8 protein-coding genes and 1 pseudogene are annotated in these 8,857 nt (G+C 61.5%); 2 read left to right on the forward strand and 7 right to left on the reverse strand.

Annotated features, from left to right (window positions below):
- Nucleotides 1–513 (forward strand): annotated as a pseudogene (locus AC1D1X_RS09305) (hypothetical protein); the annotation flags it as partial.
- On the forward strand, nucleotides 510–1,865 hold the full coding sequence (locus AC1D1X_RS09310) for an MATE family efflux transporter (protein ID WP_477698178.1): 1,356 nt from the start codon (nucleotides 510–512) through the stop codon (nucleotides 1,863–1,865). The pseudogene AC1D1X_RS09305 and the gene AC1D1X_RS09310, both read left to right, overlap by 4 nt.
- On the opposite strand, the gene phoR is transcribed toward AC1D1X_RS09310, so the two are convergent.
- The 7 genes from phoR to pstS form a co-directional block, all read right to left on the reverse strand.
- Nucleotides 1,853–3,208 (reverse strand): phosphate regulon sensor histidine kinase PhoR, encoded by a 1,356-nt coding sequence (phoR, locus tag AC1D1X_RS09315; RefSeq protein ID WP_477670885.1) that lies wholly within the window; start codon nucleotides 3,206–3,208, stop codon nucleotides 1,853–1,855. The genes AC1D1X_RS09310 and phoR overlap by 13 nt on opposite strands.
- The gene (gene phoB / locus AC1D1X_RS09320) at nucleotides 3,205–3,930 is read right to left on the reverse strand and encodes a phosphate regulon transcriptional regulator PhoB (RefSeq protein WP_431096707.1); all 726 of its coding nucleotides are present in this window, start codon (nucleotides 3,928–3,930) and stop codon (nucleotides 3,205–3,207) included. Before phoB ends, phoR begins: the two co-directional genes overlap by 4 nt.
- Before the next feature lie 7 nt (nucleotides 3,931–3,937).
- Entirely contained in the window at nucleotides 3,938–4,639 is a 702-nt protein-coding gene (gene phoU, locus AC1D1X_RS09325; protein WP_411879881.1) for a phosphate signaling complex protein PhoU, read from the reverse strand.
- A gap of 19 nt (nucleotides 4,640–4,658) precedes the next feature.
- Nucleotides 4,659–5,438 (reverse strand): phosphate ABC transporter ATP-binding protein PstB, encoded by a 780-nt coding sequence (pstB, locus tag AC1D1X_RS09330; RefSeq protein WP_477698179.1) that lies wholly within the window; start codon nucleotides 5,436–5,438, stop codon nucleotides 4,659–4,661.
- A gap of 47 nt (nucleotides 5,439–5,485) precedes the next feature.
- On the reverse strand, nucleotides 5,486–6,346 hold the full coding sequence (gene pstA, locus AC1D1X_RS09335) for a phosphate ABC transporter permease PstA (protein WP_477670887.1): 861 nt from the start codon (nucleotides 6,344–6,346) through the stop codon (nucleotides 5,486–5,488).
- Complete coding sequence (pstC, locus tag AC1D1X_RS09340; RefSeq protein WP_477670888.1) at nucleotides 6,343–7,308, reverse strand: phosphate ABC transporter permease subunit PstC; 966 nt, start codon at nucleotides 7,306–7,308, stop codon at nucleotides 6,343–6,345. The genes pstA and pstC overlap by 4 nt, the downstream gene beginning before the upstream one ends.
- A gap of 117 nt (nucleotides 7,309–7,425) precedes the next feature.
- Nucleotides 7,426–8,469: a phosphate ABC transporter substrate-binding protein PstS gene (pstS, locus tag AC1D1X_RS09345; RefSeq protein ID WP_477670889.1), complete on the reverse strand. Its 1,044-nt coding sequence runs from the start codon at nucleotides 8,467–8,469 to the stop codon at nucleotides 7,426–7,428.
- Between the last annotated feature and the right edge of the window lie 388 nt (nucleotides 8,470–8,857).

Consider the following 8,857-nt stretch of genomic DNA (forward strand, 5'->3'; position numbering starts at 1 on the left):
GGGTTTGAACCCAGCTTCTCGTGGCTGGCGTTTCTGGCCGCACTGCTGGCCACCCTAGCCTGGGCTTGGCTCGTCAAATGGCGCGCCGGCGCGCAGCGTGCGGCCATCTGGAAATCGCTGGTACTGCCTGCCGGCGGCGCCACCCTGTGCTGGCTGCTGCTGATGACGCTCTGGCTGCCCCTGCTCGACTATGCCCGCAGCCTTGCGCCCCTGTCGCGCCAGATCGCAAATCTCGTCGACAAAAGCGCCTGCGTTGAGATTTACGGCGTAGGCAGTGCGCAGGCCGCCGCGCTGCAGTACCACGGCGGGCTCGAGCTCCGGCAAGCCGGAACGCAGGCAAGCTGCCCCTACCTGATTGTGGATGTCGAGGCGCAGCCAACGCTCAGCCGCGTCGTTAATTTGCCCGATTGGGCCTTCCAGGCGACGGTGCGCCGACCCACGGACAAGACGGAAAACGTCCTGCTGTTCAAGCGGGTGGGCCTTCCCCGCCCGAACTCAAGAACCAGCCCTTGAGCGAACTCAAGATCATCAGCCAGCACGCGGGCACCGTGCTCGTCGGGCAACTGGCCGTCATGGCCTTCGGTGTGGCCGACACGGTGATTGCAGGCCGCTACAGCGACGAGGCCCTGGCCGCGCTGTCGGTAGGATCGGCGCTTTACATCAGTGTTTACGTTGGCCTGATCGGCATTGTCCAGGCGCTGCTGCCCATCTGGGCCGAAATGATGGGCGCGCGCCGCCATGAGGCGGTAGGTGCTTCGCTGCGCCAAAGCATGTACCTGTGCGGTTTTATCGTGGTGGTGGGTATGGCAGCTATGCTCTTCCCCGGCCCCCTGCTGCGCTGGGCACAAGTGCCTGAACTGATGCGCGATGAGGTACAGCGTTACCTTGCGGTGCTGGCCTTTGCGTTCGCACCATCCCTGCTGTTTCGCATCTACAGCACCTTCAACCAGGCACTGGGCAAGCCGCTGTTGGTCACCTGGCTGCAGGTCGGCGCCCTGCTGGTCAAGATCCCCCTGTCTATCTGGCTGGTGGCCGGCGGTGCCGGCGTAGAACCCATGGGCGCTGTCGGCTGCGCATGGGCCACGCTGATTGTGAACTACCTGCTGCTGGCGCTGGCCATCCTGATGCTGCGCACACAGACGCTGTACCTGCCCTATCGCATCTGGCAACGCATGGAACGGCCGGACTGGCTGCAAATAGGTCACYTCGCCAGGCTCGGCATTCCCGGCGGCCTGGCTTATCTGGTGGAAGTGACGTCGTTCACGCTGATGGCACTCTTCATCGCCCGCCTCGGCACCGTGGCCTCCGCAAGCCACCAGATTGCATCCAGCGTGGCCGCGGTTCTCTACATGATGCCGCTGTCCATGGCCATCGCGTGCAGTGCCCGCGTTTCGTTCTGGATAGGCGCAGGACGCCCGGATTACGCAAAACGCGTGGTGCTGCTGGGGCTGAAGCTCACAGGGCTCGCGGCGCTGACACTCGCGGCCGTGGTTTCAATGGCCGGCCCCGTGCTGGCAGGCTGGTACTCCGGCAACCCGGAAATCGTCGCGCTGGCCTCCGCTTTGCTGGTGTGGGTTGCGTTCTATCACGTCGCCGATGCAACACAGGCCCTGACGGCCTTTTTGCTCCGCTGCTACCGCATCACCATTGCGCCGCTGGCCCTTTATGGCGTGCTGCTATGGGGCCTTGGGCTTCTGGGGGGCTATCGTCTGGCTTACGACGGCATTGCAGGCCAGGCCGCGACGCAGTCCGCCAGCAGTTTCTGGGCGGCCAGCACGCTCGCCATTGGCCTCGTTGCGGCATGTTTTCTGGCTCTGTTGTGGCATGCAGTCAGGCGCAGCCTGAAGGTGACTCAAACTGGTTGAGTCCGGCGAACGCGCACGACGGGAAAAATGATGGAAAAGCAGGAGCCGTGCCCCGGTTCACTTTGAATGTTGAGCTCAGCACCGTGACGCTGGGCGACATGTTTGACGATGGCAAGGCCCAGGCCGGTGCCCCCGGTTTCACGCGATCGGCTGCGGTCGATACGGTAAAAACGTTCCGTCAGGCGTGGCAGGTGCTCAGGCGCGATACCCGGCCCGGTGTCCTTGACCTTGAACTCACCACGCCCGTCCTCCAGCAGCGCCCAGCTGACGCGGACCAAACCGCCCTCCGGCGTGTAGCGCACTGCATTGGTTACCAGATTGGACATCGCGCTATAAAGCTCGGTCTGTACCCCGGCGATTTCGGTGCCTGGCCCCTGGTCAAATTCCAGCTGGTGGCCCTGCGGCGCAATCACCAACGACAAGGCCCTTGCCTCCTGCTCTGATTGGGCCATCAGCGCACTGACGGTCATCCAGTCACTGGCGCCCGGAAACGGGCTGCCTTCCAGTCGCGACAGGGTCAGCAGGTCATTCACCAGCGTCTGCATGCGCTGCGACTGCTGCGACATCAGCGCCAGGTAGCGGGCACGCTCCGGCTCCTTGAGCGGCAGCGTTTGCAAGGTTTCGATAAAACCCGACAGGACTGTCAATGGCGTGCGGATCTCATGCGACACATTGGCCACAAAGTCGCGACGCATGGCTTCTGCCAGCTCCACGGCCGTGATGTCCCGCGACAGTAGCAGCTTGCGGTTTTTGCCATAGGAATGCACATGCACCGACAGCTTCACCGGGCGGGCCGGCGTGCTGAAGTTGCCCGGGATCACCACGTCGTGCGAGAAATCACCCGCTGCCATATAAGCCTTGAAGGCCGGGTCACGCACCAGGTTGGCGATGTGCTGCAGCACGTCGCGCTGGGCGTCAAACCCGAAGTGCTGGCTGGCCATCTGGTTGCACCACTCGATACGGCCTTGCGCGTCGAGCAGCACCACGCCGCTCGGCGAGGCCTGCATGGCCGCCAGGAATTCATCGAGGCGCGCCTGGCTTTCCTGCAACTGTTGATCGCGATTCTTGAGCAGCCGGCGGGTCCGGTCCGCTACCTCGCCCCATACACCGGGAAGGCTGGGGGCGCTGCCGGCCGTCACGGCCGGTGTATCGTTGTTTTGTTCGATGCGCAGCCAGCGCAGCAGGCGGCCGATGTAGAAGCTGTCGATGACCAGCCAGACCATCGCCCCCACAGCCAAGCCTATGCCCAGTCCGAAGGTCAAGCCGTTTGCGGTGCGCGCCCAAAAGCCCAAACCGCCGCCAACAATCATGCAGGCGGCAAAAACAATCCACCGATTGATCATGCGCTGGATTGTGCCGCAGCGACCGGGTTGTTGGCGGCCATCGCCGTCAGCCGGTAGCCGGCGCCGCGCACAGTTTCCACCATGGTGCCCGCTGCGCCCAAGGCCTCACGCAGACGCTTGACGTGGACGTCGACGGTGCGCTCTTCAATGAACACGTGGTCGCCCCACACCTTATCGAGCAGGGAGCTGCGGCTGTGGACGCGCTCGGCGTGTTTCATCAGGTAGTGCAGCAGCTTGAACTCGGTCGGGCCCAGCTTGAGCTCCTGGCCCAGGTAGGAAATGCGATGCGTGGCGGCGTCCAGGACCAGCCCGCCGACGGTCACGCTGTCGTTCACCGACTCGGGAGCGCGGCGCCGCAGCACGGCACGTATGCGCGCCAACAGTTCCTGGGTAGAAAACGGCTTGGTGATGTAGTCGTCGGCGCCGGCATCCAGCCCGGCCACCTTGTCGGGCTCGTCACCGCGTGCCGTCAACATGAGGATGGGAATGCTCTTGGTACGCGCCTGCTTGCGCCAGTGACGCGCCAACGCCAGGCCGCTTTGCCCCGGCAGCATCCAGTCGAGCAGGATGGCATCGGGCAACACAGCGTCGAGTTCGCGCTGGGCCGACACACTGTCTTCCGCCACCACGGGGTCAAAGCCACCATGCCGCAGGTTGACGGCAATCAACTCGGCAATGGCTGGCTCGTCTTCAACAATCAGTATGCGTGGCAGGTGTTTCATTCCGTCTTTACTTTACTGCGGATTCAATCTGTTCCATCGGCGTGTGCCGCACGTCGGCGCCCTTGACGATGTAAATGATGAATTCTGCGATGTTCTTGGCATGGTCGCCCACGCGCTCGATGGCCTTGGCCACAAACAGCAGGTCCAGGCTAGGCGAAATCGTGCGCGGGTCTTCCATCATGTAAGTGATGAGCTTGCGCACAAAACCGTCGAATTCCTGGTCGATCTGGTCGTCTTCCTTGAGGATGGAAACCGCGACCGCGGTGTCCAGCCGGGCAAAAGCATCCAGTGCCTTGCGCAGCAGGCCGGAAGCAAGCTCCGCCGCGATGCGCAGGTCGGACGAAGGCAGGGCACGGGCCGATCCGCTTTCTATGATGGACTTGACCATGCGGGCAATCTTCTCGGCCTCGTCGCCGGCACGCTCGAGGTTGGCTGTGGTCTTGGAAATCGCAATCAGCAGGCGCAGGTCGCGAGCCGTAGGCTGGCGCCGCGCAATGATGGACGACAGCTCGCGGTCGATGTCGATTTCCATCGCGTTGACGCGCGATTCGGTTTCGATCACCTGGTTGGCGCTTTCGGCGCTGAACTGGGACAGCGCATAGATGGCCAGGCGAATCTGCGACTCGACGAGGCCGCCCAACTCCATCACGCGCGAAGAGACGCCGTTGAGTTCGCTGTCAAACTGGGTCGATAGGTGTTTATCAGGCATGTGTGCTCCCTAATCCGTATCAGCCGAAACGGCCGGTGATGTAGTCTTCGGTTTCTTTACGTTTTGGCTTGAAGAACAAGTCTTCGGTTGCTCCAAACTCAACCAGGTCGCCCAGATACATATAGGCGGTGTAGTCGCTGCAGCGGGCCGCCTGCTGCATGTTGTGCGTCACGATGACTACCGTGTATTCGTTCTTGAGCTCGGCAATCAGCTCTTCCACCTTGGCGGTGGAAATAGGGTCCAGCGCCGAACAGGGCTCGTCCAGCAGCAGCACTTCAGGCTTGATGGCGATGCCGCGGGCAATGCACAGGCGTTGCTGCTGGCCGCCCGAGAGGCTGGAGCCGCTCTGGTTCAGCTTGTCCTTGACTTCCGTCCACAGCGCGGCCTTGCGTAGCGCCCATTCCACGCGCTCGTCCATGTCCGAAGCGTTCAGGCTTTCGAACAGTTTCACGCCAAAGGCGATGTTGTCGTAGATCGACATCGGGAACGGCGTCGGCTTCTGGAACACCATACCGACCTTGGAGCGGATCAGCGCCACGTCTTTTTTGGACGTCAGCAGGTTCTCACCGTCGAACATGATTTCACCTTCTGCGCGCTGCTCGGGATAAAGCTCATACATGCGGTTGAAGATGCGCAACAACGTCGACTTGCCGCAGCCCGAAGGGCCGATGAAGGCCGTGACCTTCTTCTCGGGAATTYCCAGGTTGATGCTTTTGAGGGCGTGGAACTTGCCGTAGTAGAAGTCGAGGTTCTTGACCGAAATTTTCGATTGCTCACGTGGTGCAGTAAGGGTATCCATCTGTGACCTTGTTGTGTTGTGTGGTCTAAAGGAAAGGCGTCAGCCTGTCAGTTTTTGGCGCGTGTCAATACACGCGCCAGGATGTTCAAGCCAAGCACGGCCATGGTGATCAGGAACACGCCTGCCCACGCCAGCTGCTGCCAGTTCTCGTAAGGGCTCAGCGCAAACTTGAAGATCGTCACAGGCAGGCTCGCCATGGGCTGGCTTAGGTCAGACGTCCAGAACTGGTTGTTCAGCGCCGTGAAGAGCAGCGGCGCCGTTTCCCCGGCAATCCGCGCCACGGCCAGCAGGATGCCGGTCGTCACGCCGGCACGTGCGGCACGCAAKGTGATGCTGGTGATGACCTTCCACTTCGGCGCGCCCAAGGCGTAAGCCGCTTCACGCAGGCCTGGCGGCACCAGTTGCAGCATGTTTTCCGTGGTGCGAATCACCACGGGAATAACGATCAGTGCCAGCGCCAGGACACCGGCCCAGCCCGAATAGGATTTGAACTGCGACACGACGACCGTGTACACAAACAGGCCAATCACGATGGATGGTGCAGACAGCAGAATGTCGTTGACGAAGCGCGTCACGGATGCCAGCATGCCCTTGGTGTTGTATTCGGCCAGGTAGATGCCCGCCATGATGCCGATCGGCGTGCCCACAAAAGTGGCCAGCAGCACCATCAGGAAGGAGCCGTAAATTGCGTTGGCGATACCGCCCTCTTCATTGGGCGCCGGCGTCATCTGGGTCAGGGTTGCCCATGAAAGACCGCCCACGCCCAGGCGAATCGTTTCCCACAAAATCCATGCCAGCCAGAACAGGCCAAAGGACATGGCTGCGAGGGAGAGAACCAGCGCAATCCGGTTGACCCGCTTGCGGCGGGCAAACTTGGCCAACCGCGCATCGTGCATCACGGCGCTCATGTTTTCACCCCTTCACTTTTTCGCAGTTGGGCCAGCAGCAGCTTGGACAGCGACAGCACGACAAACGTGATGAAGAACAGCACCAGGCCCAGGTAAATCAAAGCAGCCTGGTGCAGGCCCTCGCCCGCTTCAGCGAACTCGTTGGCCAGCGCCGACGTGATGCTGTTGGCGGCCTGGAAGAGACTCAGCGAATCGAGCTGGTTGAAATTGCCGATCACGAACGTGACCGCCATGGTTTCGCCCAAGGCCCGGCCCAGGCCCAGCATGATGCCGCCCACCACACCGGCTTTGGTGTAAGGCAGCACGACCTTGGAGACAACTTCCCAGGTGGTGGAGCCCAGCCCATAGGCGGACTCTTTGAGCAGCACCGGTGTCACTTCAAACACGTCCCGCATCACCGAGGCGATGAAGGGAATGATCATGATGGCCAGGATGATGCCCGCCGACAAAATACCGATACCGACGGGGGGGCCAGACACCAGCGCGCCCAGATAAGGCACGCCRCTCAAAAGGCTTTGCAGCGGCTGCTGTACGTAGGTGGCCAGGATGGGGCCGAACACCAGCAGGCCCCACATGCCGTAGACGATGGACGGCACGGCGGCGAGCAGTTCGATGGCGGTGCCCAGGGGCCTTTTGAGCCATGCGGGTGACAACTCGGTCAGGAACAGCGCGATGCCGAAGCTCACCGGCACCGCGATGAGCAGTGCGATCAATGACGTGGCAATGGTGCCGTAAATCATGACCAGTCCGCCGTACTCGCCCTTGACAGGGTCCCAGACGCTGCTGGTGAGGAAGCCGAGGCCGTATTTGCTGATCGCTGGCCACGCCCCGATGACGAGGGAAACCAGGATGCCGGCCAGCAGGGCCAGTGTCAGCCAGGCCGCGCCCTGCGCAGCCCAGCCGAAAAGCCGATCTGCCAGGGGGCTTCTGCGCACAGTGCCGCCAGGAGGAGGATTGGTCATATCGCGTCCGGTCGCTTTTGCCGGGTGGTCAAAAGCGGCCCGGCTAGCCGGAAGTGTAGAGGACACGTGAGAAACCCCTATGGTATGTAACGACTGCGGAAAATCAGCTTGTTGCGCTTATTTGTAAGCGACAACCTTGCCCGAGGTGTCCTTGATGTCGCCCCAGGCTTTTTCAATGATGGTTTTCACGGCGGCAGGCATGGGCACATAGTCCAGGTCGTCGGCAGTTTTGTCGCCGTTTTTGTAAGCCCACTCAAAGAACTTGAGTGAAGCAGCGGCCTGGGCAGGCTTGTCCTGGACTTTCTGCATCAGGATGAAAGTAGCGCCGGTGATGGGCCACGAATCCTTGCCAGGCTGCTCGGTCAGGATCTGGTAGAAGCTCTTGGACCACTCGGCACCTGCGGCGGCGGCCTTGAATGCGCCATCTTCAGGCGACACGAAGTTGCCAGCGGCGTTCTTCAGCTGGGCAAAAGTCATCTTGTTTTGCTTGACGTAGGCGTATTCCACATAGCCGATCGAATTAGGCAGACGGCCGACGAATGCCGCCACGCCTTCATTGCCCTTGCCGCCAGCGCCTACGGGCCAGTTCACTGCGGTGCCCTCGCCCACTTTGGACTTCCACTCGGCGTTGACCTTGCTCAGGTAGTTGGTGAAGATGAAGCTGGTGCCGGAGCCGTCGGCGCGGCGCACCGGTGCGATGGCGGCGTCAGGCAGGGGCAGCGTGGGGTTCAGGGCCTTGATGGCCGGGTCGGTCCACTTGGTGATCTTGCCAAGGTAGATGTCGCCCAGCACCTGGCCGCTCAGCTTGAGCTGGCCGGGGGTGATGCCCTTGATATTGACCACAGGAATGACGCCGCCGATCACCGTGGGAAATTGCATCAGGCCTTTTTTGGCCAGTTCTTCATCTTTCAGGGGGGCATCAGAGGCGCCAAAATCGACCGTTTTGGCTTCAATCTGGCGCAAACCGGCGCCTGAACCGACCGACTGGTAGTTGATCTTGACGCTGGTGGCCTTGTTGTAGTCAGCCGCCCACTTGGAATACAGGGGGGCCGGGAAGCTCGCACCGGCGCCGGTCACGTCCTGGGCGGCGGCGAGCGTGGCAAGCGACGTCAGGGCAAGGCCTACTACGGTAGTCAGGGAAGCTTTGAAAGTCAGGTTCATCAGAACACCTCTTGGGTTGGGATTGGTCGAAACTGGTTGGGATTGATCGGGAAGATGCGTCGACTGTAGAAATCTTGTGTGACAAGGATGTGACAAATATGACAGCCTCCCGGCGGGCTGCCGCCCCTCTATAGCGTCACAAAACCTTCAAATTACCGTCACGAATCTGTCATCGGGCTCTCCTACCCTTGGCCTCGTCTTAATCAGGATTAATCAGGAGAATCTTTCATGTTGAACCGCCGCTTTCTGGTCCTCGCTACCGCTGTTGCCGCCCTCGCCGGCTGCGCCACCACCTCCACCCCGGTGTCCGTGGCAGACACGATTGCCACCCAATCGCAGCTCAGCACCCTCAATGGCCTGGTAGCCAAAGCCGGGCTGACCGACACAC

The organism is Polaromonas sp. P1_G4 (assembly GCF_056405475.1).